A 25,565-nucleotide genomic window follows, 5' to 3' on the forward strand; every position below is an offset into this window, starting at 1 on the left:
TACGGCGAATAGGCGAACCGCAACGGCGGAGGCCGTTGCACCCACGTGGGTGCAACGGCCTCCGCCGGTTCGAGCAGCGCGCTAGCGCACGTCGCCCATCAGCGCGCGGATCTTGCGGCCCGCCATCATGAAGGCCAGTCCGGCCGCGACGGCGATGACGGCCCACATCGTGTAGTAGACCGCGTCGCCCAGCGGCGCGTTGAGCTTGGTGGTCCAGCCGTTGAGGGCGTTGCCCGTCGCGGTGGCCAGGAACCACAGACCCATGATCTGGCCCACGAACTGCTTCGGCGCCAGCTTCGTCGACAGGGACAGGCCCACCGGCGACAGGCACATCTCGCCGAGGGTCTGCACCAGGTAGACGCTCAGCAGCCAGAAGACGGTGACCTTGCCCGTGTCGCTGTTCGCGGCGGCGGCGCCGGCCAGGCCCATGATGCCGAACGAGCCACCGATGAGGAGCATCGCCAGGGCGAACTTCATGGGCGTGCTGGGCTCACGGTTGCGCCGGGCCAGCTTCACCCACAGCCCGGCGAAGACCGGAGCGAGCACGATGACCATGGCCGGGTTCACCGACTGGTACCAGGACGCCGGGAACTCCCAGCCGCCGATCATGCGGTCGGTCTTGCCGTCCGCGAAGATCGTCAGCAGCGAACCGGACTGGTCGTAGATCATCCAGAACAGCACGGCGGTGGCGAAGAACCAGGCGAAGGCCTGGATCTTGGGCTTGTCCTCGCGGGTCAGGGCCGGGTTCCGGTACATCGTCACGAAGTAGACGATCGGGATCACAATGCCGAGGACCGCGAGCACGTTGACAATGTGCTCGATGTCGTACGTACCCAGCGCGATGTCCAGGACCAGCGCGGCGACGGCGATGCCGCCCCACAGCGCGACCTTGCGCAGCACGGCGCGCTTCTCCTCCGGGGAGGCCGGGGTACCGGGCTGCTTGCCGATGTCGCCGAGGTGGCGGCCGCCCAGGACGTACTGGATGACGGCGAGGGTCATACCGACACCGGCGACACCGAAGCCGAGGTGCCAGTTGACGTTCTCGCCGAGGTAGCCGACGAGCAGCGGGGCGACCATGCCACCGATGTTGATCGCCATGTAGAAGAGCGTGAAGCCGGCGTCGCGGCGGGCGCCGGGCTGGCCCTCGTAGAGGCCACCGACCATCGCGGAGATGTTCGGCTTCAGCAGCCCGGTGCCGATCGCGATCAGGCCGAGACCGCAGAAGAAGGCGACGTCCGCGGGGATCGCCAGCGTGAAGTGGCCGGCGGCGATGACGATGCCGCCGACGAGCACGGCCTTGCGGGCACCCCAGAGGCGGTCCGCGACCCAGCCACCGGGCATGGCGGCCATGTACACGACCGCGTTGTACACGCCGTAGATCGAGGCGGCCAGGGCCTCCCGGCCCGCCATGGGGCCGTCGAGGACACCCGCGATCAAGTAGAGGACGAGGATGGCGCGCATTCCGTACCAGGAGAAGCGCTCCCACATCTCCGTCATGAAAAGCGTGGCCATACCGCGGGGGTGGCCGAAGAAGGTCTTCTCGGAGCCGGGGTTGCCCGGGGAGACCGAGTCCTTCGTCAGGCTGGACGCCATGGTCGATCCTTGCTGGTCGGGACGCGCTCGAAGAGCGATGCGCGCCCGGTGGGGGGCGGCCGGCACCGGCGGGGGCGCCCGTCCGCCCCACGCCCACGGGGAGTCCGCTCCGGATCACGGAGCGGTGGACGGCGCCCACCGGGATCCACGCCCCGCGCGTGGTGCGCGCAAGGGCCCGGCCGCAGGTCATTCCTCACACAAAACAGACCCTCAGCGTCACTTCGCCGAAGGTCCCGGGTGTTACAGGCGTTCCATCACCATACGTCATGACACTGCCGGACATGGAAGGACTTGAGGCGCGAATCACAGGTGTCGGCGGAACCGCAGGCACCATTCGAAGGTCCTTTCCAGGATCGCACCCTTCAGTCATAGGTTCGTACCAGTACGCCCGAAGGTAAGAATCCGGGCCCTGCGATCGGCCTCCGGCACTTGTCAGGCGCGGACTACCATCTCCTCATGACCCGAGTACTGCTCGCCGAGGACGACGCTGCCATCTCGGAACCGCTGGCTCGCGCGCTGCGCCGGGAGGGCTACGAGGTCGAGGTGCGTGAGGACGGACCCACCGCGCTCGACGCAGGGCTCCAGGGCGGCGTCGACCTGGTCGTGCTGGACCTCGGCCTGCCCGGCATGGACGGTCTCGAGGTGGCCCGCCGACTGCGTGCCGAAGGCCACACCGTGCCGATCCTGATCCTGACCGCACGCGCCGACGAGGTCGACACCGTCGTCGGGCTCGACGCGGGCGCCGACGACTACGTCACCAAGCCGTTCCGGCTCGCCGAGCTGCTCGCCCGGGTTCGGGCCCTGCTGCGGCGCGGTGCCGCCGAGCCCCAGCAGCCGCCCGCCACGCACGGCGTGCGCATCGACGTCGAGTCGCACCGCGCCTGGATGGGCGAGGAAGAGCTCCAGCTCACCGCCAAGGAGTTCGACCTGCTGCGGGTCCTGGTTCGGGACGCCGGGCGGGTGGTCACCCGCGACCAGCTGATGCGCGAGGTCTGGGACACCACCTGGTGGTCGTCCACCAAGACCCTCGACATGCACATCTCCTGGCTGCGCAAGAAGCTGGGCGACGACGCGGCCAACCCCCGGTACATCGCGACCGTGCGCGGTGTGGGCTTCCGTTTCGAGAAGAGCTGAGCCACGGCTTCCCCATGAGGCCGAGCTACAGCTTTCCCTACAAGTAAGTAAGAAAAATGCGCCGTCGACTGATCCAGTCCACGCTCGCCGTGGTCCTCGTGGTGATCGCCGTCTTCGGCGTCTCCCTCGTCGTGGTCGAGACCAGGACGATCAGCACCACTGCCCAGGAGCGCGTGGAGTCCGAGGCCGTGCAGCTGGCCAGCATCGTGGACAGCCGGATCCTCGGCGCCGAGCAGATCACCTCGGAGATACTCGCCGACCAGGTCGGCGACGAACGGTACGCGGTCGTCCGTATCCCCGGCCAGAAGCCGATCGAGGTCGGCGAGAAGCCCTCGGGCGACGTCATCGAGGCGACGCGCACCGGCGAGGAGGGCGAGACGGTCACCGTCCAGGAGCCGCGCTCGGCGGTGACCCGGGAGGTCGGCCGGACGCTGTTGATCATCGGGGCGGTGGCGCTGCTGGCCGTGATCGCCGCGGTACTGCTCGCCCTGCGCCAGGCCGACCGTCTCGCCTCACCGCTCACCGACCTCGCCGAAACCGCCGAACGCCTCGGCTCCGGCGACCCCCGGCCCCGCCGCAAGCGGTACGGCGTCCCCGAGCTGGACCGCGTCGCCGACGTTCTCGACGCCTCCGCCGAGCGCATCGCCCGCATGCTCACGGCGGAGCGCCGACTGGCCGCCGACGCCTCCCACCAGCTGCGCACCCCGCTCACCGCGCTGTCCATGCGGCTGGAGGAGATCACCCTCACCGACGACCCGGACACCGTGAAGGAGGAGGCGACCATCGCGCTCACGCAGGTGGAACGCCTCACGGACGTCGTCGAGCGGCTGCTGACCAACTCCCGCGACCCGCGCACCGGCTCCGCCGTCACCTTCGACCTCGACGAGGTCATCCAGCAGCAGCTCGCCGAGTGGCGCCCGGCCTACCGCAGCGCCGGCCGCGCGATCGTCAGCTCCGGCAAACGGCACCTGAAGGCCGTGGGCACGCCGGGCGCGGTCGCCCAGGTGCTGGCGGCGCTGATCGAGAACTCCCTCATGCACGGCGGCGGCACGGTGGCGCTGCGCACCCGTGTCACCGGGAACCAGGCGGTCATCGAAGTCACCGACGAGGGTCCCGGCGTCCCGGCCGACCTGGGCGCCCGGATCTTCGAGCGGACGATCAGCGGCCGCAACTCCACGGGCATCGGCCTGGCCGTGGCCCGCGACCTGGCGGAGGCGGACGGCGGCCGCCTGGAAATGCTGCAGGCCAAGCCTGCGGTGTTCGGACTGTTCCTGTCACGGACACCGGTGAAGAAGAAGGGCGAGGGGGACCGGACGGTTCGCTGAGTCCGTCAGACGCGGGCGCGTTGCGGGGGCCGCGTCCGTTCCGCCTCCAGGAACGATTCCGCGTCGACGATCGCCTCGCGGGCCGGGAGCGCGCGGAACACCCAGGTGCGGTAGGACCAGAAGCGGAACAGCGTCGCGATGCCGATGCCGAGGAACTTGAAGATGTTGCTCTGCAGCGGGCTGTCCCAGTCGAAGCCGTACGTCGCCGTGTACAGCACGCCGTTCTCGATCACCAGGCCGACCGCGCTGAACAGCCCGAACAGCGACATCTCCTTCGTACGGCCGCTCTTGTCGCGGTCGCGGTACGTGAAGTAGCGGAAGCCGACGTAGTTGAAGGCGATCGCCACGACCGTCGCGATCACGCTGGCGCGCACCACCTGGAGGTCGGTCACATGCCGTACCAGGTTGAACACGAGGAGATTGACGAGCAGTCCCGCCCCACCCACGGCGCCGAACTTGGCGACCTCACGCACGAGCCGTTCGAGGCGCTGCCGCAGCGCGCTGGGGGGCGTCGGTCGGAGCCCCGAGGAACCACGTCCCATGGTCGTGCAGGCCCCCACTCGTCGGTTTCGTCAACCCAGCCATGCTAACCACCGCCATTCTGTGATCGCTTGTGGATGAGCTCACCGTGACGAAAGAGGCCGGGAACCGGTGCGGAAAGAGGCGGAATCCGGCCGACCTGGCGCGGCCGATACCCTGGGGGCGTGACGTTCCCGGTAGTCGGCATGGTCGGCGGGGGTCAGCTCGCTCGTATGACACACGAGGCGGGCATCCCGTTGGGCATCAGGTTCAAGCTCCTCAGTGACACCCCTCAGGATTCCGCGGCGCAGGTCGTGAGCGATGTCGTCATCGGCGACTATCGCGACCTCGACACGCTGCGCGCCTTCGCACGCGGTTGTGACGTGATCACCTTCGATCACGAGCACGTACCCACCGAGCACCTACGGGCCCTGGAGGCGGACGGAATCCCCGTGCGCCCCGGCCCCGACGCGCTCCAGCACGCCCAGGACAAGGGTGTGATGCGCGCCAAGCTCGACGCGATCGGCGTGCCCTGCCCGCGGCACCGCATCGTGAGCGACCCGCAGGACGTCGCTTCGTTCGCGGCGGAGGGCGACGGCTTTCCCGTCGTCCTCAAGACCGTCCGCGGCGGCTACGACGGCAAGGGCGTGTGGGTGGTCGACTCCGTCGAGGAGGCCGAGGCCCCCTTCAAGGCGGGTGTGCCCGTGCTCGCCGAGGAGAAGGTCGACTTCGTGCGGGAACTCGCGGCGAACGTCGTCCGCTCCCCGCACGGCCAGGCGGTCGCGTACCCCGTGGTCGAGTCCCGCCAGGTGGACGGCGTCTGCGACACGGTCATCGCCCCGGCCCCCGACCTCGACGAGACCCTCGCCCTGCAGGCCGAGGAGCTCGCCCTGCGCATCGCCAAGGAACTGGACGTCGTCGGCCACCTCGCCGTCGAGCTGTTCCAGACCCGCGACGGCCGCATCCTCGTCAACGAACTGGCGATGCGCCCGCACAACTCGGGCCACTGGACCCAGGACGGCGCGATCACGTCCCAGTTCGCCAACCACGTCCGGGCCGTCCTGGACCTGCCGCTCGGCGACCCGCGCCCGCGCGCCAGGTGGACCGTCATGGTCAACGTCCTCGGCGGCGACTACCCCGACATGTACTCCGCGTACCTGCACTGCATGGCCCGCGACCCCAAACTGAAGATCCACATGTACGGCAAGGACGTGAAGCCCGGCCGCAAGGTCGGCCACGTCAACACCTACGGCGACGACCTCGACGACGTGCTGGAGCGCGCCCGTCACGCTGCCGGCTACCTGAGAGGCACGATCACCGAATGAGCCCAGTCGTTGGCATCGTCATGGGGTCGGACTCCGACTGGCCCGTCATGGAGGCCGCCGCCAAGGCCCTCGACGAGTTCGAGATCGACTACGAGGTCGACGTCGTCTCCGCGCACCGTATGCCGCGCGAGATGGTCGCGTACGGGGAGCAGGCCGCCGACCGCGGACTGAAGGTGATCATCGCGGGCGCGGGCGGCGCCGCCCATCTGCCCGGCATGCTCGCCTCCGTCACCCCGCTGCCGGTCATCGGCGTCCCCGTGCCGCTGAAGTACCTCGACGGCATGGACTCCCTGCTGTCGATCGTGCAGATGCCGGCCGGTGTCCCGGTCGCCACCGTCTCCATCGCCGGCGCCCGCAACGCCGGCCTGCTCGCGGCCCGTATCCTCGCCGCCCACGACGACGAACTCCTCACCCGTATGCGGGAGTTCCAGCAGGACCTGAACGACCAGGCCACCGAGAAGGGCAAGCGTCTGCGCGCCAAGGTCGAGGGCGCAGGCAACGGCTTCGGCTTCGGCAACTGACGGGGAGGGGTACGGCGATGACCGCGCTGGACGAAGCCCGGGAACTGCTGCGCGAGTTCCCGGTGGTCGACGGGCACAACGACCTGCCCTGGGCGCTGCGTGAGCAGGTCCGCTACGACCTCGACGCCCGGGACATCGCCGTCCCCCAGGGCGCCCACCTGCACACCGACATCCCGCGGCTGCGCGCGGGCGGGGTCGGCGCGCAGTACTGGTCGGTGTACGTCCGCTCGGACCTGCCCGACCCGGTGCCCGCGACGCTGGAACAGATCGACTGCGTACGGCAGTTGCTCGCCCGCTACCCGCGCGACCTGGCGCCCGCGCTGACGGCCGCGGACATGGAGGCGGCGCGCGCGGAAGGCCGTATCGCCTCGCTGATGGGCGCGGAGGGCGGCCACTCCATCGCCAACTCCCTCGGCACACTACGGCAGTTGTACGCACTCGGCGTCCGCTACCTGACCCTCACCCACAACGACAACGTGGCGTGGGCGGACTCGGCGACGGACAAGCCGGGCGTCGGCGGCCTGTCGGCCTTCGGCCGGGCAGTGGTGCGGGAGATGAACCGCGAGGGCATGCTCGTCGACCTCTCGCACGTGGCGGCGACGACCATGCGGGACGCGCTGGACGCCACCCTGGCGCCGGTCATCTTCTCCCACTCCTCCTCGCGCGCGGTGTGCGACCACCCGCGCAACATCCCCGACGACGTGCTGGAACGGCTGCCCGGCAACGGCGGCATGGCCATGGTGACCTTCGTACCGAAGTTCGTGCTCCAGGCCGCCGTCGACTGGACGGCCGCGGCGGACGACAACATGCGCGCGCACGGCTTCCACCACCTCGACACCACCGCCGAGGCGATGAAGGTCCACCGCGCCTTCGAGGAACGCCATCCGCGCCCGGTCGCCACGGTGGCGACCGTCGCCGACCACCTGGACCACATGCGCGAGGTCGCCGGCATCGACCACCTCGGCATCGGCGGCGACTACGACGGCACGGCCTTCACCCCCGACGGCCTGAACGACGTCTCCGGCTACCCGAACCTCATCGCCGAGCTCCTCGACCGCGGCTGGTCGAAGTCCGACCTGGCCAAGCTGACCTGGCAGAACGCGGTACGGGTGCTGGGCGCCGCGGAGGACGTGGCACGAGAGCTCAAGGCGAGGCGCTCCCCGTCGAACGCCACACTGGAGGACCTGGACGGATAGGACCAACGGCTCCTACGGGTGCTCGAGCCGGCAGAGGCAGAACGGATGCCCCGCCGGATCGGCGTACACCCGGAAGTCCTTGGTCTCGTAGTCCTCCGCGTCCAGGACGCGGGCGCCCAGCCCCAGCACCCGCTTCTCGACCAGGTCGACCTGCTCCCAGGTGGACCCGGCGTCGAGGTCGAGGTGGAACTGCTGCGCGTTCCGGTCGGCGCGCGGCCACTCCGGCGGGGTGTGGCCCTCCGACCGCTGGAAGGCGAGCCGCGGACCGCCGGAGACCTGGAGCACCACCCAGTCGTGCTCCTCGTCGTCGGGGGTGCCGCCGATGATCTCGGCGTAGAAGCGGGCGAGTGCGCGCGGGTCGGGGCAGTCGAGGACGACGTTACGCAGGCGTGCCACGGGCGCCATGGAACTCACCTCCGGGCTCGGCAGGCGCAGCGACAGAACGGGTGCCCCCGCCTGGCGGGCGTCAACCGTACCCGGGGGAAGCGGGCGTGCGGCTCCCGCGCGTGGTGCAGAATGCGGGAAGACGCCGGTTCGGCCGACTGAGCCTCGGCCGAACCGGCGTCGCCGTGCGCTACGCGGTCGGGCGACCCATCGCCCGGTACGTCCAGCCGGCCCGCCGCCACAGCTCCGGGTCGAGGGCGTTGCGTCCGTCCAGGATCACGCGGGCCTTGACGGCCTCGCCCAGCGCCGCCGGGTCCAGCTCGCGGAACTCCCGCCACTCCGTCAGGTGCAGTACGACGTCCGCGCCGCGCACCGCCTCCTGCGCGGAGTCGGCGTAGCCCAGCGTCGGGAAGATCCGGCGGGCGTTGTCCATGCCCTTCGGGTCGTACACCGTCACCTGCCCGCCCTGCAGATGGATCTGCCCGGCCACATTGAGCGCGGGCGAGTCCCGTACGTCGTCGGAGTCCGGCTTGAACGTCGCACCGAGCACCGCGACCCGCTTGCCCAGGAAAGGACCGCCGCCCAGCGCCTGCCGGGCCAGCTCCACCATCTGGCCACGCTGGCGCATGTTGATCGAGTCGATCTCGCGCAGGAACGTCAGCGCCTGGTCGGCACCCAGCTCACCGGCCCGCGCCATGAACGCCCGGATGTCCTTCGGCAGACAGCCGCCGCCGAAGCCGATCCCGGCCCGCAGGAACTTCTTCCCGATCCGGTCGTCGTACCCGATCGCCTCGGCCAGCTTGGCGACATCACCGCCGGCCGCCTCGCACACCTCCGCCATGGCGTTGATGAACGAGATCTTCGTGGCGAGGAACGAGTTCGCGGAGGTCTTCACCAGCTCGGCGGTCGGGAAATCGGTGACGACGAAGGGCGAACCCTCGGCGACCGGCGTGGCGTACACCTCCCGCAGCAGCTTCTCGGCCCGGTCACTGACCACGCCGACCACGATCCGGTCCGGGTGCAGCGTGTCCTGCACGGCGAAGCCCTCGCGCAGGAACTCCGGGTTCCAGGCCAGCTCGGCGTCCGCACCGGCCGGTGCGTGCTCGGCGAGGTAGGCGGCGAGGCGGTCGGCGGAGCCCACGGGCACGGTCGACTTGCCGACGACCAGGGCCGGACCGGTCAGGTGCGGGGCCAGGGAGGCGAACGCGGAGTCGACGTACGACATGTCGCAGGCGTACTCGCCGTGCTTCTGCGGAGTGTTCACACACACGAAGTGCACATCGCCGAACGCGGCGACCTCCGCGTAGTCCGTGGTGAACCGCAGCCGCCCGCTGGACCCCTCGATCCCGGCGACGTGCCTGCGCAGCAGCTCCTCAAGACCCGGCTCGTACATCGGGACCTCACCGCGCCGGAGCATCTCGATCTTCTCGGGCACGACGTCCAGGCCGAGCACCTCGAAGCCGAGTTCGGCCATGGCCGCGGCATGCGTGGCGCCGAGATAACCGGTACCGATCACGGTGATCTTGAGGGCCATGGGTGCTCCAGGGGTCAACGGCAGGGCAGTGCGCGCCCGAGCATAGCCGGGGCATGGGAACGCGCTTCACCGGGCAACTTTTCCGCTGTCGCCAAGCTCACGTATCACTCGAGTGGGCGACCCCATAAAATTTGGGTTACTTAACGGTAGTTAGCGCCACCATCGCAGCGTTTTGGAGCGTGAGAAACCTTGGCCGGATCGGCTGACTTCGACCTGTACCGCCCGTCCGAGGAGCACGACATGCTCCGTGACGCCGTCCGCTCGCTGGCCGAGGCGAAGATCGCGCCGTTCGCCGCCGCGGTGGACGAGGAGGCCCGCTTCCCGCAGGAGGCGCTGGACGCCCTGGTCGCGAACGACCTGCACGCCGTGCACGTACCCGAGGAGTACGGCGGCGCGGGCGCCGACGCGCTGGCCACGGTGATAGTCATCGAGGAGGTGGCCCGCGTCTGCGCGAGCTCCTCCCTCATCCCCGCCGTGAACAAGCTCGGCTCCATGCCCGTGATCCTCTCCGGCTCCGAGGAGCTGAAGAAGCAGTACATGACCCCGCTCGCCAAGGGCGACGCGATGTTCTCGTACTGCCTCTCGGAGCCGGACGCCGGCTCCGACGCCGCCGGCATGAAGACGAAGGCGGTCCGCGACGGCGACCACTACGTCCTCAACGGCGTGAAGCGCTGGATCACCAACGCGGGCGTGAGCGAGTACTACACCGTCATGGCGGTCACGGACCCGTCCAAGCGCTCCAAGGGCATCTCGGCGTTCGTCGTCGAGAAGTCCGACGAGGGCGTCTCCTTCGGCGCCCCCGAGAAGAAGCTCGGCATCAAGGGCTCCCCGACCCGCGAGGTCTACCTCGACAACGTCCGCATCCCCGCGGACCGCATGATCGGCGAGGAGGGCACCGGCTTCGCCACGGCGATGAAGACCCTCGACCACACCCGCATCACTATTGCCGCCCAGGCCCTCGGCATCGCCCAGGGCGCCCTCGACTACGCCAAGGGCTATGTCCAGGAGCGCAAGCAGTTCGGCAAGCCGATCGCGGACTTCCAGGGCATCCAGTTCATGCTCGCCGACATGGCGATGAAGGTCTCGGCCGCCCGCGCCCTGACCTACCAGGCCGCCGCCGCCTCCGAGCGCGGCGACGCCGACCTCACCTACCAGGGTGCCGCCGCCAAGTGCTTCGCCTCCGACGTGGCGATGGAGGTCACGACGGACGCGGTCCAGCTGCTCGGCGGCTACGGGTACACGCGTGACTATCCGGTGGAGCGCATGATGCGCGACGCGAAGATCACGCAGATATACGAGGGTACGAACCAGGTGCAGCGGATTGTGATGGCGCGGAACCTGCCGTAGCCATTCGGCATCTCGGCGTACGTCGACAAGCCCCCGGAGCGGATCCGGGGGCTTTTGCCGCTTTGGCGGCGTGGCATTCGTGGTGGATTGTGGGCGTCCGCCGGATGGCGCGGCGCGGCGGCAAGGCGTACCACGGAAGGGCGCGGGGTCCGACCCCGGACTCCACTCACCCCAGGAGGAGCCATGACCGGAACCATGCCCGCGATGAGTAAGCAGATGCAGGACTGCGTCGACGCGTGCATGTCCAGCCACAGCATCTGCGAGGAGACCATGAACTCCGTCATGCAGATGGGCGGCCAGGCTCAGATGCAGGTCATGCGGGCGCTCATGGACTGCGCCGAGACGACCCGTATGTGTGCGGACATGATGATGCGCCGCTCGCCGATGTCGGCCGACATGTGCGCCATGTGTGCCAAGGCGTGCGACATGTGTGCCGAGGCGTGTATGTCCATGCCGGACGACCCGCAGATGATGCGGTGCGCCGAGGCGTGTCGCCGCAGTGCCGAGACGTGCCGCGCGATGGCGGGCGCCACGATGTGAAACCCGGCCGCCGTCAAGGGTCCCGTGGCCCTTGGCGGCGGGCCTCAGAACAGCGGCGCGAGCGCCCGTTCCAGGTCGGCCGGTGCGCGGAAGTGGACCGTCTGCAGGCCCAGCGCTGCCGCGGCCGTCACGTTCTCCAGCGTGTCGTCCACGAAGAGGCACCGGTCGAGCGGGGCGCCCGCCCGCTCGGCCGCCAGCCGGTAGATGCGCGGGTCCGGTTTGGCGAGGCCGACGCGGGCACTGCTGACGATGTCGTCGGCGAGGCCGGACAGACCGAGGGAGGCGAGATCGGCCTCCAGGGTCACCGAGGCGTTGCTGAGCAGGACGAGCGGGACGTGCTCCCGCGCCCTGCGCAGCAGGGCCACCACCGTCTCGTCGGCGTGGAACGGCGCGTCCGCAAGGGCGTTGCCCAGCTCGTAGGCGACGGGCTCGGGCACCAGCCCGGCGAGGCCCGCGACGATCGAGTGGACCCACTCCTGCGGGGTGATCCGCCCCAGCATCAGCGGCAGATCGGTCTCGGGCGCGAACGCCACCTTCATCGTGGTGCCCTCGGCCAGCCCTGCCGCCCGCTCCAGAGCGGTCAGCCGGGAGGGGTCGTAGAACCGGATCACGTTGTCGACGTCACAGAGCACCACGTCGAAGGGCCGTCGGCCCCCGGCGTCAGTCACCCGACACCGTGACCTTCTCGTCGTTGTTCAGCTGCTCGACGAGCGTCTTGACCTTGGCCTCGTCCCAGACGAGGTTGCCGTTCGCGGAGCCGGAGATCGGCATGTTCATGGACGTGCCGTCGCCACCGCTGACGCCCTTCATCGCCCAGAACATGTCGGCCAGGTCGAACAGGCCCATGTCCTTGTCGACGATGAGGGAGTCCAGGCCCGCGCCCATGGTCGGGTAGAGCTTGAAGGGGTTGAGGACCGTGCCCGGGGTGGCCACCTGGTTGGCGAGGGCCGAGAGGAACTTCTGCTGGTTCTTCGTCCGGTCCAGGTCGGAACCGGCCAGCGCGTACCGGGTGCGGACGAAGGCGAGGGCCTGCTCGCCGTTGAGGGTCTGCTTGCCCGCCTCGAAGTCGGCACCGGACTTCGTGTCCTTCATGCCGCCCTTGGGGATCTCGATCTCCACGCCGCCGACCGCGTCCACGATGTTCGCGAAGCCGGCGAAGCCGATCTCGACGTAGTGGTCGATGTGCAGGCCGGTGTTGGCCTCGACGGTGCGGACCAGCAGTTCCGGCCCGTCCTCGGCATAGGCGGCGTTCAGCTTCACATGCCGGCCCGTGCCCTGGTACGTCTTGCCGGACTCGGAGCCCACGAACGTCGGTATCTCCACGTCCGAGTCGCGCGGCAGCGAGATCAGCGTCGGCCCGTTGTCACCGGTGTGCAGGATCATCATCGAGTCCGTGCGCTTGCCCTCCGAGGACCCGGTGTGCAGCCTCTTCTTGTCCTCGGCGGACATGCCCTCACGGCTGTCGGAGCCGACGATGAGGTAGTTGGTGCCCTCGCCCTTCTCCGGGCGGTCGATGACCTTCGACAGGTCGACGTCGCGGTTGAGCTTGGAGTCGGCCCAGAAGTACGTGCCGACGAGCGTCACGACGAGCACGGTCACCACGGTGATCGACGTCACCTTTATCCGGCGCCGCCAGTTCGGCGCGGGGCGCGGCTCGTACATTCCCGCGCCGTCGCCGGGCCCGCCGGGGCCGCGGCCGCCGGGGGTGCCGTAGACCTGGCCGGTGTTGTAACCGCTGTCGTACGCGTCGTATCCCTGTCCGTCGACGTACGACGGCTGCTGCGGGACGCCGCCGTACGGCGGTGCCGCCTGGCCCCCGCCGGGCGGTGCCGCCTGGCCGCGCCGCACCTGGCGCATCACACGGGCGCCTTCAGGCTGTGCGCCTGTGCTGCCGCGCCCGTACCGGGTGCCGCGGTTGTCGTCGGACCATCCCTGGGGCCAATCATTCATGCGCCCCAGTGTGCAGGTCGCGGCTGTGTGCGTTACAAGGGTCGGCAGAAAATCACAGCGCGGCTGTTGCGAAGCCGACACAAAATCACCGGAAGTCGCTTCGGCATAAGGTGGAGGCCATGACAGACCAGGCCAGCGCCCCGGAGCAGGAGACACCCAGCACTCCGGACATACCGGGTAAGCACACCTCCGCTTCCCGGACCACCCTCAGCCACATCATGACCCACAACGACACCAACCTTTTGGGCACGGTGCACGGCGGGGTGATCATGAAGCTGGTCGACGACGCGGCCGGAGCGGTGGCCGGCCGGCACAGCGGCGGTCCCGCCGTGACGGCCTCCATGGACGAGATGGCGTTTCTGGAGCCGGTCCGTGTGGGCGACCTGGTCCATGTGAAGGCGCAGGTCAACTGGACCGGCCGTACCTCGATGGAGGTGGGGGTACGGGTCCTGGCCGAACGCTGGAACGAGTCCGCCCCGCCCACCCAGGTCGGCTCGGCCTACCTCGTCTTCGCCGCCGTCGACGCCGACGGCAAGCCCCGCCCGGTCCCGCCGGTGATCCCGGAGACGGAAAAGGACAAGCGCCGCTACCAGGAGGCCCAGATCCGCCGCACCCACCGTCTGGCCCGGCGCCGGGCCATCATGGAGCTGCGCGAAAAGCGGGCGGCTGACGGCTTCGAGGACTGACGTACCCAGCTGCGGGCAGTCGTGCCGCTGGGGCGATGGGGGTCCCCCCGCTCGAGCGAAGCCGAGAGTGGGGGAGGGTGGGCGCAGCGGCACCCGGCAGTGCCGGCGAGCGACCCCGTTCGCCGGCACCGGCTCCGCTGCCGCCTCCCCCTACGAGCACCGCACCTCGTCGCCCCGCACCACGCCGACCTCACCCTGCCGCGCGTCGGCAGCCCGCACCTTCCGTACCTCCCGGAAGTCCCCCCCGACGATCACCTTGAGCGTCGCCCCCTGCCCCCTGACCGCCCGCAACTCGCTCCCGGGCAGTGCCGCCGCGAGCGACCGCGCGGAACGGTCCCACCGAGGGTCGTAGGAGATGACGGTTCGCACGACCGACTGATTCCTCGCGTTCTTCGGCTGCCGCGTCGTGAGGAAGCCGGCCCGCGCCAGCGCCGTGTCGACGCGTTGGCCCAGCCCGGCCGTCCTCGTGCCGTTCTCCACCTGGACGCGGATCTGCTGCGGGGCCACGTCCACCTGTACCCGCGTGTCCTTCGGGCGCCCGGCGGCCAGTGGCTTGTCGTCGCGCAGTGCCTGGAAGAGCCGCCGGGACTTGACCGGGTCCCACTTCAGCGTCGAACCGATGCCCTTCACGGCGTACCCCATCTGCCCGATCGGGACGGTCGTGAACTCGGACGACGAGGGGGAGAAGTTGTGCATCGCCCGTCCGAGGTCCAGCAGTTCGTGCGCGCCGAACTCCCTGTCCGCCCGCACCGAGCCCAGCACCGCCCGGGTCACGTCGCGGAACTTCATCGGGTTCAGCAGTACCCCGGAGGAGGTCGCCTGGTCGATCAGCGCGGCCAGGAAGCGCTGTTGCCGTTGCATCCGCCCGAGGTCGGACGCCCCGTCGACATACCGGGCGCGCACGTACTGCAGGGCCTGCCCGCCGGTCAGCGTGTGGTTCCCGGCCCGCAGGTTCAGGCCGGTGTGTGTGTCCTTCAGCGGCCGGGCGGTGCAGATCTTCACGCCGCCGAGCACGTCCACCGTCTTCATGAAGCTGGTGAAGTCGACCTCGAGGTAGTGGTCGATCTTCACCCGGGTCATGTGCTCGACCGTGCGCACGGTCAGCTGCGGCCCGCCCTCCGCGTACGCCGCGTTCAGCTTGACCGGATGCGCCTTGTGCCGCTCACCGGTGGTGCGGTCGGTGTGCGCGGGCACCTCGGCGTAGGAGTCCCGCGGCAGACTCACCACGCTGGCCCGCTCCCGGTCCTCCGAGATGTGCACGATCATGATCGTGTCGGTGCAGTGGCAGGGGGCTCCGCCGAGCCGGTACCGGCGCCGCTCGGCCTCGGAGATCTTGTCCCGGCCGTCGGTGCCGACCACCAGCACGTTCATGCCGTGACCGGCCCGCGGGCGGTTCTTCATGTCCTTGAAGGGATCGACCCGGGCGATGTCCGCGTCCAGGCTCGAGACCACCGCGTGCCCGATCCCGGCCGAGGCGAGGATCACCACGGACAGCGTGGTCACCGCCCGCATGGCCCAACGCGGCTTCCTCCGTCGTACGGGCGGCCGTACGGCGCGGCGCGACTCCGGCCGGCGCTGCGGCCGGACCGGGTACGGACGAGGCGGCGTTGCGGGCATGGGGGCACCTCCGCTGAAGCGGGAGCGGCGTAAATGGGATCATGAGCACCGTAGGCCCATACGATCTGTGGCCCGGTGCACCGACCCGGGCGGGGCGGCTCGCTGTCCCCCGTTCGCGGTAACGTGAGGCCCCTATGAACGCCAATCCCGACGTGCAGCTTCCCGCCGTGTCCGTCATCATGCCCGTCCTCAACGAGGAGCGGCATCTGCGCGGCGCCGTCCACGCGATCCTCGCCCAGGAGTACGCCGGCGAGATGGAGGTCGTGATCGCCCTCGGTCCGTCCACGGACCGCACGGACGAGATCGCCGCCGAGCTGGTCCGTGAGGACCCTCGCGTGCACACGGTCCCCAACCCGACGGGCCGTACGCCCGCGGCCCTCAACGCCGCGATCAAGGCATCCCGGCACCCGATCGTGGTCCGCGTCGACGGCCACGGCATGCTCTCGCCGAACTACATCGCGACCGCAGTACGGCTCCTGGAGGAGACCGGCGCGCAGAATGTCGGCGGCATCATGCACGCCGAGGGCGAGAACGACTGGGAGCACGCGGTCGCGGCGGCCATGACCTCACGGATCGGCGTCGGCAACGCGGCCTTCCACACGGGCGGGGAGGCCGGTCCGGCGGAGACGGTCTACCTCGGCGTCTTCCGGCGCGAGGCGCTGGAGCAGCAGGGGGGATACAACGAGGAGTTCATCCGCGCGCAGGACTGGGAGCTGAACTTCCGCATCCGTGAGGCGGGCGGCCTGATCTGGTTCTCGCCGGAGCTGAAGGTGTCGTACCGGCCGCGGCCGAGCGTGCGGGCGCTGGCCAAGCAGTACAAGGACTACGGCCGTTGGCGGCACGTCGTCGCCCGCTACCACTCCGGCTCCATCAACCTGCGTTACCTCGCCCCGCCGACCGCGGTGTGCGCGATAGCCGCGGGCCTGGTCGCCGGCGCCGCCCTGACCCCGTGGGCCCTGGTGATCCCCGGCAGCTATCTCGCGGCGATCGCCCTGGGCTCCGTCCCGGCCGGCAAGGGCCTGCCTCTGAAGGCCCGCCTCCAGATCCCCGTGGCCCTCGCCACCATGCACATGTCCTGGGGCTTCGGCTTCCTCACCAGCCCCAAGTCGCTGGCGAGGAAGGTCATCGCCTCCCGGCGTCCGGCGGTCCGGGACTCCGCGACGGCGTGACGGCCGAGGGGCGTACCGCCTGCGGCACGCCCCTCACCGGACAGGCCGCTACCAGCGGTACGGCTCGTACACGTCCATGCACTGGCCGCTGTCCGAGCCGTTGATCGCGTCGGCGGACTCGGGAATCTCCCCGGCCTGAGGGGCCGACTTCTTCGGGTAGCTGGTGCCGGTGCGCCAGTCGGCGCCCACGACGAGGGTGACCCCGGAGACGTCGGTCGACCTCTTCACCGAACTCAGCGGAATTCCCAGTGACTTGGCGATCCGCTGGGCGTCGCCCTCGAGTTCCGCACTCGGGTAGCGGATGACGGTCTTCTCCTCGGAGAGGCCGCCCGTCAAGTCCGCCGCCGCCCTTGTGAAGCCCTTCTCCACCAGCAGCCCGGCCAGCTCGCTCGCGCGTCCGTCGACCGCGCCCTCGGCGTCGGACCTGGTGGCGTTCTGGACGAGTACGCCGATCTCGGCGTCGTCCGCCGCGGGGTCGCTGGACGCCTTCTCCGTGCCCGACGTCTTCTTCGAGCCCGTCGCCTTGCCGTTCTTGTCGAAGGCCACGTCGTCGCGGAGCATCGCCCACACTTTCTCGGCGTCGGCGCCGGCCGGCACCACGTGGTTGGCGTCCAGCGGGTCCGGGACGTTCGGCATCGTCGTCATGGTGATGCGGTTCGTCGGCACCGTCTTGAGCTGCATGCCCAGGTCGTACAGCTTCTTGACCGAACCGATCTCCTCGGAGACCGTCAGCGAGTTCGTGGCCGCCTCGGCCAGGTCCATCAGCCGGCCCGTGTCAGTGAAGACGTTCTGATCCTTCAGCGTGCGGATCATCGAGTTCATGTACATGTGCTGGGCCCTGGCCCGCAGGAGGTCACTGCCCCAGGCATGGCGCGTGCGCAGCCACTGGAGCGCCTGCTTGCCCTTGACCTTCTTCGTGCCGGCCTTCATCTTCAGGCCGGAGCCGCCGCGGTCATACACGTTCTGGTTCACACAGACCTCGACCCCGCCGATGGCGTCCGCCATGCTCACGACGCCCGCGAAGTCGATCGTCATCCAGTGGTCGATGTAGACACCGGTGAGGTTCTGCCAGGTGGCCAGCGTGCAACCGGCTCCGCCGCGGGCCAGCGACGTGTTGATGATGTCGTTGGTCGCCGGATAGGTCTTGCCGGTCTCCGGGTCCGTGCACTTGGGGATGTCGACCCGGGTGTCGCGCGGGATGGTCACCACCGCGGCGCTCTTGCGGTCCGCGGACAGGTGGATGAGCATCTGCACGTCGCCCAGCGGGGGGTTGCCGCGGTTGTCCCTGCTGCCACCCAGCGCCACGTTCTCGTCGGAGTTACGGCTGTCGGAGCCGATCAGCAGGATGTTCAGCGGCGTCTGCCCGGCCGCGTTGGGCGCCGTCTTCTGCGCCTTCGAGTCGCCGCTGCTGCGCTGGCCTTTCTCGATGTTGCCGTTCAGGTGCCGGTAGTAGAGATAGCCCGCAGTCGCGGTGCCGAGTATCACCACCGCCAGGACCGTGGCCGACCAGCGCAGCACCCGCCGTCTGCGGGGCGGCCGTCCGGTGCCGCGACGCCTCCCGCCACCGTGCCTTCCGCCGGCCTCGGCCGCGTCCGTACTGCTCCCGGACCGCGGTGCGAGGGACATCGTGTCCTCCACCGCCGGCACGTCCCCGCGCACACCGCTTCGAGCCAACTGCCTGCCCTCCCACCCCTGCACACGAACACGGGTCCGCCCCGCGACAAGTCAGACGCACGACGGACCCGTTGGGTTACCCCCCAATTCACTACTCGGCGCACACGACCTTGTCCGCCGTGGACTTGTCGACGTCCGGCGCCTTCGTCGGAGCGGTGAGGGAGACGCCCGCACCCTTGAAGTCCTTGCCCAGCGTCAGCGTCATCGTGGGCAGGCCCTGGGAGTTGGTCACGCTCTCGCCGGGCTTCATCGCGGACCCCGAAAGACCCATGATGTCGGCCAGCCTGCGCGCCTGGTCCGCCTGGTCGGGCGCGTACTCCAGGGTGGTCTTGCTCAGTTCGGCGTCCGCGTTGCCGGCGTTCTCGGACTTGGTGACGCCCTCCTCGAGCTGCAGCCAGTTGAGGGTGTCCTGGGCGCTGCCGTCGGGGGCACCGGCGTTCAGGATCCGCACCCGCACCTCGGAGGGGTCGGCCTTGGTGCCCTTCAGCCGGGCGGCCACCGCGGCCTTCTCCTTGGCCTTCTGCTGCTTGACCTCGGTGAAGGAGACGTCGTTCTGGATCGCCTCGAAGACCTCGGAGGCCTGCGTCGGATGGGGCACGACCGTCGCCTTGACCGTTTCGGCCGGATTGTCCACCACCGGCACGGTCGTGAACGTCAGGTTCTTGGTGTCGAGCTTGCCCAGCTCCAGACCGAGGTCCTTCAGCTTGCCGATGCTGTCCAGCTGGGAGTCGACGGTCAGCGCCTCGGTGCCCGCCTCGGCCAGCTTCACCATCTTCGAGGGGTTGGTGAGCGTGTCGTTCGACTTCAGCTTGCGCATCAACGCGCTCAGGAACTGCTGCTGCAGGTTGATCCGGCTCAGGTCGCCGCCGGTGCCGACGGAGTGCCGGGTGCGGACGAAGGCGAGCGCCTCCTCGCCCTCGATCTCGTGTTCGCCGACCGGCAGGTTGAGCTTGGAGTCGGGGTCGTTGATGTCCTTGGCCAGGCACACCGTGACGCCGCCGACCGCCGTGGTCAGCGTCTTCACCGCGTTGAAGTCGGCGACCATGAAGTTGTCCGGCGTGATCCCGGTCAGCTCGGTCACCGTACGCATGGTGCAGCTGGGCGTACGGCCGCTCTGGCCGAGGCTGGTGTTGAAGCGGACGCCCTGCGAGCCCGGGATGACCTCCTTGGTGCCGTCCTCCTGCGTCGTCGGGCAGTCCGGAATGTCCACGATCAGGTCGCGGGGGATGCTGAGCGCGGTCGCGTTGGAGCGGTCCTTGGAGACGTGCAGCAGGATCGTGGTGTCCGCGTGTCCGGGGCTGCCCGCGTCGCCGTAGGACTCGTTGCCCGCGCCGGTGCGCTTGTCCGTGCCGATCAGCAGGATGTTGATGGCCTTGTCCTTCTGGAAGCCACCGGTGCTCGCCCCGTCGTCGGCGACGGACGTGATGTTGTCGTTGAGGTGCCGGATGTAGAGGTATCCGGCGCCTGCCGCGGCGACCAGCACGAACGCCATCGCGCCGCCGGTCCACAGCACGACCTTCTTCGCCTTGGACGCCTTCTGCGCCGGCCGCCGCCCGCGCCGTCCCGGCGGTGGCTCGGCGGGCGCGCTGCGGCGCCTGCGCTGCGCCGGGATCTCACGGCTCGGTGCGTCCTGCGGCTGGCGGCCGGGTGTCGCCGTACGGCCGCGCGGTGTGCCGCCGCGGGGGGCGGATCTGCGAGGTCCGGGAACCGTCGACTGCGGTGCGGAAGGGCCCAGTCGCAGTTCGTATTCGCCGGTGTTCGGATTGAGCACCCACTGGTCTGCGGGGTCGATGTTGTCCGCCCGCCCACGGCCTTGCGCGTCCACGGTTGTCTGAATCCTCCGTCGGGGCCACGCGGCGCCTTCCCCCTTCGAGGCGCTCGGTCTCGTACAAACCTCGTACACAGTGCGCGACCCCCCGGAAATGGACTTCGTGTCCGGGGGTCGGGTGCACCGAAGCGCTCACACTATCCGCCCAGTTCAGCGTCAAGCGACGGCGGTGACAAATTCCACGTCCCTACAACTGGGCAATCCGCCCATTTCCCGGAACGAAAGTTCTCCGGCTTGGTGAGTGCTTTACCGACAGTGGTCCTCGTCGGCCGTACCGCCGCTGAAGGTGGGGGCCGGAGAAACCTCGGAATCGGCGTACAGGGTGTAACCGTTCGACTCCGTATCGGCGTTGTCGGGCGTGTTCTCGCCGTAATCCCGCGCGAAGTTTTGGGCGACTTCGACCGGAGCGTCGGACCGCAGCCGCTCGAAGAGTCGCTCCGCAGCGGGCTCCATCAGTTGGTCGCGATTGGAGTTGTGCACATACGACTCCCGCGGAACCGTCAGGAACTGCACATTTTCGGTGGGGATGTCGCGCACTCCGCGCACGAGGTCGTACAGACCGCGCAGACTCGCCAGTCCCGGGTCCGTGGTGAGCGCGGACGTGGCCGCGTCCAGCACGGGATAGAGCTTCACCGGGTTGAGCAGTACGTCGTTGCTGCGCACCTTCTTCACCAGCGCCGCGAGGAATCGCTGCTGACGCTCCATCCGGTCGGTGTCGCTGCCGTCGCCGAGGGACTTGCGGGCGCGGACGTAGCCGAGTGCCTGTTCGCCGTTGAGCGTCACGCGGCCGGCGGGCAGCTGCAGCTTGGCGGCCTTGTCCCGGATCGGCTCGGCCAGGCAGATCTGCACACCGCCGACCGCGTCGACCATCTTCTTGAAGCCGCTGAAGTCGACGACGGCGTGGTGGTCGATCCGAATGTCCGTCAGTTTCTCGACCGTTCGGATCGTGCAGGCCGAACCGCCCCTTTCGAAGGCGTAGTTGAACATCGCGAACGCGGGTTCGGTGCGGCTGCCGTCCGACCGCCGGCAGCTGGGTATGTCGACCATCAGGTCGCGGGGGATCGAAACGGCGGTGGCGCTGCGCCGCCCGGCCGACAGATGCAGCAGGATCGTGGTGTCCGACCGCTCGGTCCCGGGGTCGCGCCCGTAACGCCGGTTGGCGCCCGCCCGGGAGTCCGACCCGATCAGCAGTATGTTCTGCGCGCCGTGCACCAGGGCGGTGGGCCGCTCCTTCTCGTACCGCTCGAGCTCCGCGGCGGCGGCCTCGTCGGGGGTGATGTTCCCGTTCAGCTTCGCGTAGAGGGCCCATCCGGCGGCCACGGCCCCGATGGCGAGGAGGGCGACCCCGACCGACCCGTACCGCGCCCACCTGTGCCGGCGCCTGCGTATGAGCCCGGTCCCGGATGCGGACGCCCCGGCCTCCGGCCCCCGGGCTCTGTCGCCGCCCGCCGCCGGCGTGTCGTCGTCCGGACCTCCGGATGGCGTGCCTGCGGTGTCCGTCACGTCTGGATCCACCCCTCATGGCGTACGAGCGTGTACGAGCGAGTCGTGCATGTCGTGCTGCTCTTACGACCATGGCGCGGACGGGAGGGAGGCGCGGGCGGGGGAGGGCCGAATGGGTGATGGGGGTGGGGGCGGCGCGGGCGGTGGCGATGCGCTTGCGGGCCTCCCGGTTTCTCCCCCACCGTGGGCGCGACCAGCCACGACGCACCCGCAGGAGGCGTACCGGACGTCCAGCGGAGCGCTCAGCGGGCCGTCGCCGTGACCCGTTCGCTTTCGATCCGCTTGGCCAGGGCCTCCTCGCCCAGCTCCGTCAGGTGACGGCAGAGCACCACGGAGCCGCCGGTCGCGAGCGGTGCGTAGAGCCCGGCGCTGAGGCCCTCCCAGGTGTCGTACGGCAGTGCGGACAGGATCCGCGAACCGGGCCCCGTCAGATCCAGCCCGGGCGCGTCGGTCAGCGCCCGCTCCACCACCTCTGCCCCCGTGTACTGCGCCCCGGCGACGATCAGCGCGGGCGCCTCCGGGTCGACCGGCGCGTACGGCGTGAAACGGTCACCGTGACTCGGCACGTCCACGGCGTAGTCGGCGTATCCCTCCGGCGGCACCGGGAAGCGGCGCCCCAGCGGTGCCAGCGACAGCGCGTACCGCTCCCCGCCGCACGCGAGCCCGTCCTGGAACCGCCCGGGCCCGGCCACCACGAAGTCGGCCCGCGCCGGATCGCCGTCCATGTCCGCGAGGACGCCCACCGACGAACACGCCAGCAGCCACACCGCCGTCTGCCAGTGCGCGGGCAGCAGCAGTGCGACCCGGTCACCGGGCTCGGCGGACATCCCGTCCTGGAGGAGGTTGGCGGTCTTGGCCACCCAATTGGCGAAGGTGGCCACGGACAATTCGACACGTTCGCCCGTGGCGTCGTCGTAGAAGGTCACCAGGGGGCGCGCGGGATCCGCGGCGAGCGCGGAACGCAGCAGGTCGGCAGGGGTGCGATCGGTGGCGTTCACCCGCGCAAGCGTACGCGGGCGGCCGCCCGCGCAGCGAGCGGCGGGGCTCACCGGTTCGGGCGAATGGGGCCCGACGGCACGTCAATTCCCCAATGGACAGATTCATATGGATATGTCCAAGATCGGGGGCATGCGCAAACTTCTCGCTTCCTCGATAGGCGTCACCTGCGCCGCCGCACTCGCCCTCCCGCTGACCCTGACCACCACGACGACGGCGACCGAGATATCAGGGTCGGCCGCTGCACCGGGCGCCGAGCCCGCGAGAGCCGCCGATCCCGGTATCCCCGGCAGCACCCAGTCGCTGCCCCTCGCCCCCCTCGCCGACGACCGCACCCTCGGCTCCGCACAGGGCCTGACCCCGCGGGACGTACGGCCCTTCTCGCTCCTCGGCGTCGTCTGGGACGACCCCGACACCGAACTGCACGGCAGCGTCCAGGTCCGCACCCGTGCCACAGCCACCGGCGCCTGGTCCGGCTGGCAGGACGTCGAGACCCACAACGCCGACCACGCCCCCGACCAGGGCTCGGAGGAACGCACTTCCGGCCGCGTGCGCGGCGCCACCGCACCGCTGTGGGTGGGCGAGTCGGACGGAGTGGAGGTCCGCGTGCGGTCGGCCGACGCGCCCGCCGGGACCGCCACGGCGCCGCTCCCCTCGGGCCTCCGCCTCGAACTCGTCGACCCGGGCTCCGAATCCACCGCCGAGGCCCCCGCCGGCGGCGCCCCCGCCGACCCTCCCGTGACCGAACCGCTGAGCCCGGACACGGCCGACGCCTCCGCCCCCAACTCCGACCTCGCCCCGCTCGGCGCCACCGAGATCCCGGCACTGGACCAGGCGCAGACACAGCACGAACTGCTCACCCTGCACGCCGCCGGGCTGACCGAAGAGCAGCGGGCCAATCCGTACATCGGCCCGCGCCCGCCCATCGTCACCCGCCGCGGCTGGGGCGCGGACGAGTCGCTGCGGGAGAAGGCGTTCCTCTACACGAAGCGGGTCAAGGCCGCGTTCGTGCACCACACGGCGACCGGCAACAACTACACCTGCGCGCAGACCCCGTCCGTCATCCGCGGTATCTACCGCTACCACGTCGTGAGCAACGGCTGGCGGGACATCGGCTACAACTTCCTCGTCGACAAGTGCGGAAACATCTACGAGGGACGCGCCGGCGGCGTGGCCAACCCGGTCATGGGCGCCCACACCCTCGGTTTCAACAGCGACAGCGCGGGGATCGCCGTCATCGGCTCGTTCAACACCACCAGGCCCTCCGCCACCACGGTGACGGCCGTCAGCCAGCTGGCCTCCTGGAAGCTGGGCCTGCACGGAGGCAATCCCAGTGGCAAGACATACCTGAAGTCCGCCGGTGGCAATCTCTACGCAAAGGGCAAGAACGTACGACTGAACGTGATCTCCGGTCACCGGGACGGTTTCCTCACGGACTGCCCAGGAGGACTCCTCTACGGCAAGCTCGGCTCGATCCGCTCACAGGCGGCGCGCTTCCAGGGGCGGCCCTGAGGCCGCACGACACCGACAGCCGTCGAAGGAGCCGGACAACGGTCTGCATACACTGGCCGGCCGAAACACAGTTCGGCCGGTCCCGGCAGGAAGCAGAGACGACAGGTGACAGAAGCGATCCTCCTGGTCGGCGGCAAGGGCACCCGGCTGCGCCCGCTCACGGTGCACACGCCCAAGCCGATGGTCAGGGCGGCGGGGGTGCCGTTCCTCACGCATCAGCTGGCGAGAGCGAGAGCGGCGGGCGTCGAGCACATAGTGCTCGCCACGTCCTATCTGGCCCAGGTCTTCGAGCCGTACTTCGGTGACGGCTCGGACCTGGGGCTGCACATCGAGTACGTCACGGAGGAGGAGCCACTCGGCACGGGCGGCGCGATCCGCAACGTGGCCTCGCGGCTGCACTCCGGGCCCGACGACCCGGTCCTGATCTTCAACGGCGACATTCTCACCGGCCTCGACATCCGTGCCCTGGTGCGCACGCACCGGACGACGGGCGCGGACGTCTCCCTGCACCTGACGAAGGTGACCGATCCGCGGGCCTACGGCCTGGTCCCGACGGACGAGTCCGGTCGCGTCACCGCCTTCCTGGAGAAGCCGCAGACGCCGGAGGAGATCGTCACCGACCAGATCAACGCGGGGGCCTACGTCTTCCGCCGCTCGGTCATCGACACGATCCCGGCGGGCCGACCGGTCTCGGTGGAACGCGAGACGTTCCCCGACCTCCTGGCGGCCGGCGCCCACCTCCAGGGCATGGTCGACTCCACCTACTGGCTCGACCTCGGCACCCCGGCGGCCTTCGTCCGCGGCTCGGCGGACCTGGTCCTGGGCCGCGCCCCGTCCCCGGCGGTCCCCGGCCGCTGCGGCGACCGCCTGGTCCTGCCGACGGCAAGGGTGGCACCCGACGCCAAGCTGTCGGGCGGCACGGTGGTCGGAGAGGGCGCGTTCGTCGCCGAGGGCGCGCGCATCTTCGGCAGCACGATCCTTCCCGGCGCCGTCATCGAACCCGGCGCCGTCATCACCGACTCCCTCATCGGCACCCGCGCCCGCATCGGCGAACGCTCCGTCCTCACCGACACGGTCATCGGCGACGGCGCGATCATAGGCCCCGACAACGAACTCCAATCCGGCGCCCGAGTCTGGTGCGACGCCCAAATCCCGGCGGGGGCACTGCGGTTCTCGTCGGATCAGTAACGGGTGGGGCGCGTGGGCCGCTCG

22 protein-coding genes are annotated in these 25,565 nt (G+C 69.9%); 11 read left to right on the plus strand and 11 right to left on the minus strand.

Annotated features, from left to right (window positions below; all coding sequences use genetic code 11):
• Positions 1 to 81: 81 nt before the first annotated feature.
• On the minus strand, positions 82 to 1,593 hold the full coding sequence (locus tag ACFVJQ_RS19915) for a peptide MFS transporter (protein WP_385513558.1): 1,512 nt from the start codon (positions 1,591 to 1,593) through the stop codon (positions 82 to 84).
• Between the two features lie 456 nt (positions 1,594 to 2,049).
• Here ACFVJQ_RS19915 and ACFVJQ_RS19920 point away from each other — a divergent pair, with 456 nt between their 5' ends.
• Both ACFVJQ_RS19920 and ACFVJQ_RS19925 read left to right on the plus strand, forming a co-directional pair.
• The gene (locus ACFVJQ_RS19920; RefSeq protein WP_224734552.1) at positions 2,050 to 2,727 is read left to right on the plus strand and encodes a response regulator transcription factor; all 678 of its coding nucleotides are present in this window, start codon (positions 2,050 to 2,052) and stop codon (positions 2,725 to 2,727) included.
• A gap of 56 nt (positions 2,728 to 2,783) precedes the next feature.
• Entirely contained in the window at positions 2,784 to 4,052 is a 1,269-nt protein-coding gene (locus ACFVJQ_RS19925; RefSeq protein WP_385513557.1) for an ATP-binding protein, read from the plus strand.
• A gap of 5 nt (positions 4,053 to 4,057) precedes the next feature.
• On the opposite strand, the gene ACFVJQ_RS19930 is transcribed toward ACFVJQ_RS19925, so the two are convergent.
• Positions 4,058 to 4,594, minus strand: a complete 537-nt coding sequence (locus tag ACFVJQ_RS19930; RefSeq protein ID WP_385513556.1) for a GtrA family protein — start codon at positions 4,592 to 4,594, stop codon at positions 4,058 to 4,060.
• 162 nt (positions 4,595 to 4,756) lie between these two features.
• Between ACFVJQ_RS19930 and ACFVJQ_RS19935 the strand changes: the two genes are divergently transcribed.
• Genes ACFVJQ_RS19935 through ACFVJQ_RS19945 form a run of 3 tightly spaced genes read left to right on the plus strand, consistent with a single transcriptional unit; the run spans position 4,757 to position 7,613 of the window.
• A complete protein-coding gene (locus tag ACFVJQ_RS19935) occupies positions 4,757 to 5,896 on the plus strand; it encodes a 5-(carboxyamino)imidazole ribonucleotide synthase (protein ID WP_385513555.1) in 1,140 nt (379 codons plus the stop codon).
• Positions 5,893 to 6,417: a 5-(carboxyamino)imidazole ribonucleotide mutase gene (gene purE, locus ACFVJQ_RS19940; protein ID WP_385513554.1), complete on the plus strand. Its 525-nt coding sequence runs from the start codon at positions 5,893 to 5,895 to the stop codon at positions 6,415 to 6,417. Before ACFVJQ_RS19935 ends, purE begins: the two co-directional genes overlap by 4 nt.
• Before the next feature lie 17 nt (positions 6,418 to 6,434).
• On the plus strand, positions 6,435 to 7,613 hold the full coding sequence (locus tag ACFVJQ_RS19945; protein ID WP_385513553.1) for a dipeptidase: 1,179 nt from the start codon (positions 6,435 to 6,437) through the stop codon (positions 7,611 to 7,613).
• A 12-nt stretch (positions 7,614 to 7,625) separates the two neighbouring features.
• Here ACFVJQ_RS19945 and ACFVJQ_RS19950 read toward each other — a convergent pair whose 3' ends face one another.
• Both ACFVJQ_RS19950 and ACFVJQ_RS19955 read right to left on the minus strand, forming a co-directional pair.
• Entirely contained in the window at positions 7,626 to 8,018 is a 393-nt protein-coding gene (locus tag ACFVJQ_RS19950) for a VOC family protein (RefSeq protein ID WP_385785472.1), read from the minus strand.
• 169 nt (positions 8,019 to 8,187) lie between these two features.
• On the minus strand, positions 8,188 to 9,531 hold the full coding sequence (locus ACFVJQ_RS19955) for a UDP-glucose dehydrogenase family protein (RefSeq protein ID WP_385513551.1): 1,344 nt from the start codon (positions 9,529 to 9,531) through the stop codon (positions 8,188 to 8,190).
• 189 nt (positions 9,532 to 9,720) lie between these two features.
• Between ACFVJQ_RS19955 and ACFVJQ_RS19960 the strand changes: the two genes are divergently transcribed.
• Positions 9,721 to 10,878, plus strand: coding sequence for an acyl-CoA dehydrogenase (locus tag ACFVJQ_RS19960; RefSeq protein WP_385785475.1), 1,158 nt, complete (start codon positions 9,721 to 9,723; stop codon positions 10,876 to 10,878).
• Between the two features lie 183 nt (positions 10,879 to 11,061).
• The gene (locus tag ACFVJQ_RS19965) at positions 11,062 to 11,418 is read left to right on the plus strand and encodes a four-helix bundle copper-binding protein (RefSeq protein ID WP_385513549.1); all 357 of its coding nucleotides are present in this window, start codon (positions 11,062 to 11,064) and stop codon (positions 11,416 to 11,418) included.
• A 44-nt stretch (positions 11,419 to 11,462) separates the two neighbouring features.
• On the opposite strand, the gene ACFVJQ_RS19970 is transcribed toward ACFVJQ_RS19965, so the two are convergent.
• Both ACFVJQ_RS19970 and ACFVJQ_RS19975 read right to left on the minus strand, forming a co-directional pair.
• On the minus strand, positions 11,463 to 12,086 hold the full coding sequence (locus ACFVJQ_RS19970; RefSeq protein WP_385785478.1) for an HAD family hydrolase: 624 nt from the start codon (positions 12,084 to 12,086) through the stop codon (positions 11,463 to 11,465).
• Positions 12,079 to 13,368, minus strand: a complete 1,290-nt coding sequence (locus ACFVJQ_RS19975) for an LCP family protein (protein ID WP_385785481.1) — start codon at positions 13,366 to 13,368, stop codon at positions 12,079 to 12,081. Before ACFVJQ_RS19975 ends, ACFVJQ_RS19970 begins: the two co-directional genes overlap by 8 nt.
• 119 nt (positions 13,369 to 13,487) lie before the next feature.
• On the opposite strand from ACFVJQ_RS19975, the gene ACFVJQ_RS19980 reads away from it, so the two are divergent.
• Positions 13,488 to 14,054, plus strand: a complete 567-nt coding sequence (locus tag ACFVJQ_RS19980; RefSeq protein WP_385513546.1) for an acyl-CoA thioesterase — start codon at positions 13,488 to 13,490, stop codon at positions 14,052 to 14,054.
• A 150-nt stretch (positions 14,055 to 14,204) separates the two neighbouring features.
• On the opposite strand, the gene ACFVJQ_RS19985 is transcribed toward ACFVJQ_RS19980, so the two are convergent.
• Entirely contained in the window at positions 14,205 to 15,671 is a 1,467-nt protein-coding gene (locus ACFVJQ_RS19985) for an LCP family protein (protein WP_385513545.1), read from the minus strand.
• A 134-nt stretch (positions 15,672 to 15,805) separates the two neighbouring features.
• On the opposite strand from ACFVJQ_RS19985, the gene ACFVJQ_RS19990 reads away from it, so the two are divergent.
• Entirely contained in the window at positions 15,806 to 16,840 is a 1,035-nt protein-coding gene (locus ACFVJQ_RS19990) for a glycosyltransferase family 2 protein (protein ID WP_385513544.1), read from the plus strand.
• Between the two features lie 48 nt (positions 16,841 to 16,888).
• Here the strand turns inward: ACFVJQ_RS19990 and ACFVJQ_RS19995 are convergent, their stop codons facing one another.
• From ACFVJQ_RS19995 to ACFVJQ_RS20010, 4 genes are all read right to left on the minus strand, one after another.
• Entirely contained in the window at positions 16,889 to 18,466 is a 1,578-nt protein-coding gene (locus tag ACFVJQ_RS19995) for an LCP family protein (protein WP_385513543.1), read from the minus strand.
• Positions 18,467 to 18,605: 139 nt separating this feature from the next.
• Positions 18,606 to 20,339 (minus strand): LCP family protein, encoded by a 1,734-nt coding sequence (locus tag ACFVJQ_RS20000; RefSeq protein WP_385513542.1) that lies wholly within the window; start codon positions 20,337 to 20,339, stop codon positions 18,606 to 18,608.
• Positions 20,340 to 20,588: 249 nt separating this feature from the next.
• A complete protein-coding gene (locus tag ACFVJQ_RS20005) occupies positions 20,589 to 21,845 on the minus strand; it encodes an LCP family protein (RefSeq protein WP_385785491.1) in 1,257 nt (418 codons plus the stop codon).
• 242 nt (positions 21,846 to 22,087) lie between these two features.
• Positions 22,088 to 22,843 (minus strand): TIGR03089 family protein, encoded by a 756-nt coding sequence (locus ACFVJQ_RS20010; protein ID WP_385513540.1) that lies wholly within the window; start codon positions 22,841 to 22,843, stop codon positions 22,088 to 22,090.
• Positions 22,844 to 22,973: 130 nt separating this feature from the next.
• Between ACFVJQ_RS20010 and ACFVJQ_RS20015 the strand changes: the two genes are divergently transcribed.
• Both ACFVJQ_RS20015 and ACFVJQ_RS20020 read left to right on the plus strand, forming a co-directional pair.
• Positions 22,974 to 24,353 carry a peptidoglycan recognition protein gene (locus ACFVJQ_RS20015; RefSeq protein WP_385785495.1) on the plus strand — a complete coding sequence of 460 codons (1,380 nt, stop codon included), beginning with the start codon at positions 22,974 to 22,976 and terminating at the stop codon, positions 24,351 to 24,353.
• A 105-nt stretch (positions 24,354 to 24,458) separates the two neighbouring features.
• On the plus strand, positions 24,459 to 25,541 hold the full coding sequence (locus ACFVJQ_RS20020) for an NDP-sugar synthase (protein WP_224738759.1): 1,083 nt from the start codon (positions 24,459 to 24,461) through the stop codon (positions 25,539 to 25,541).
• The last annotated feature ends 24 nt before the right edge of the window (positions 25,542 to 25,565 follow it).

The sequence above is a fragment of the Streptomyces sp. NPDC127197 genome, from assembly GCF_042672405.1.
GTDB lineage: Bacteria > Actinomycetota > Actinomycetes > Streptomycetales > Streptomycetaceae > Streptomyces > Streptomyces flavusporus.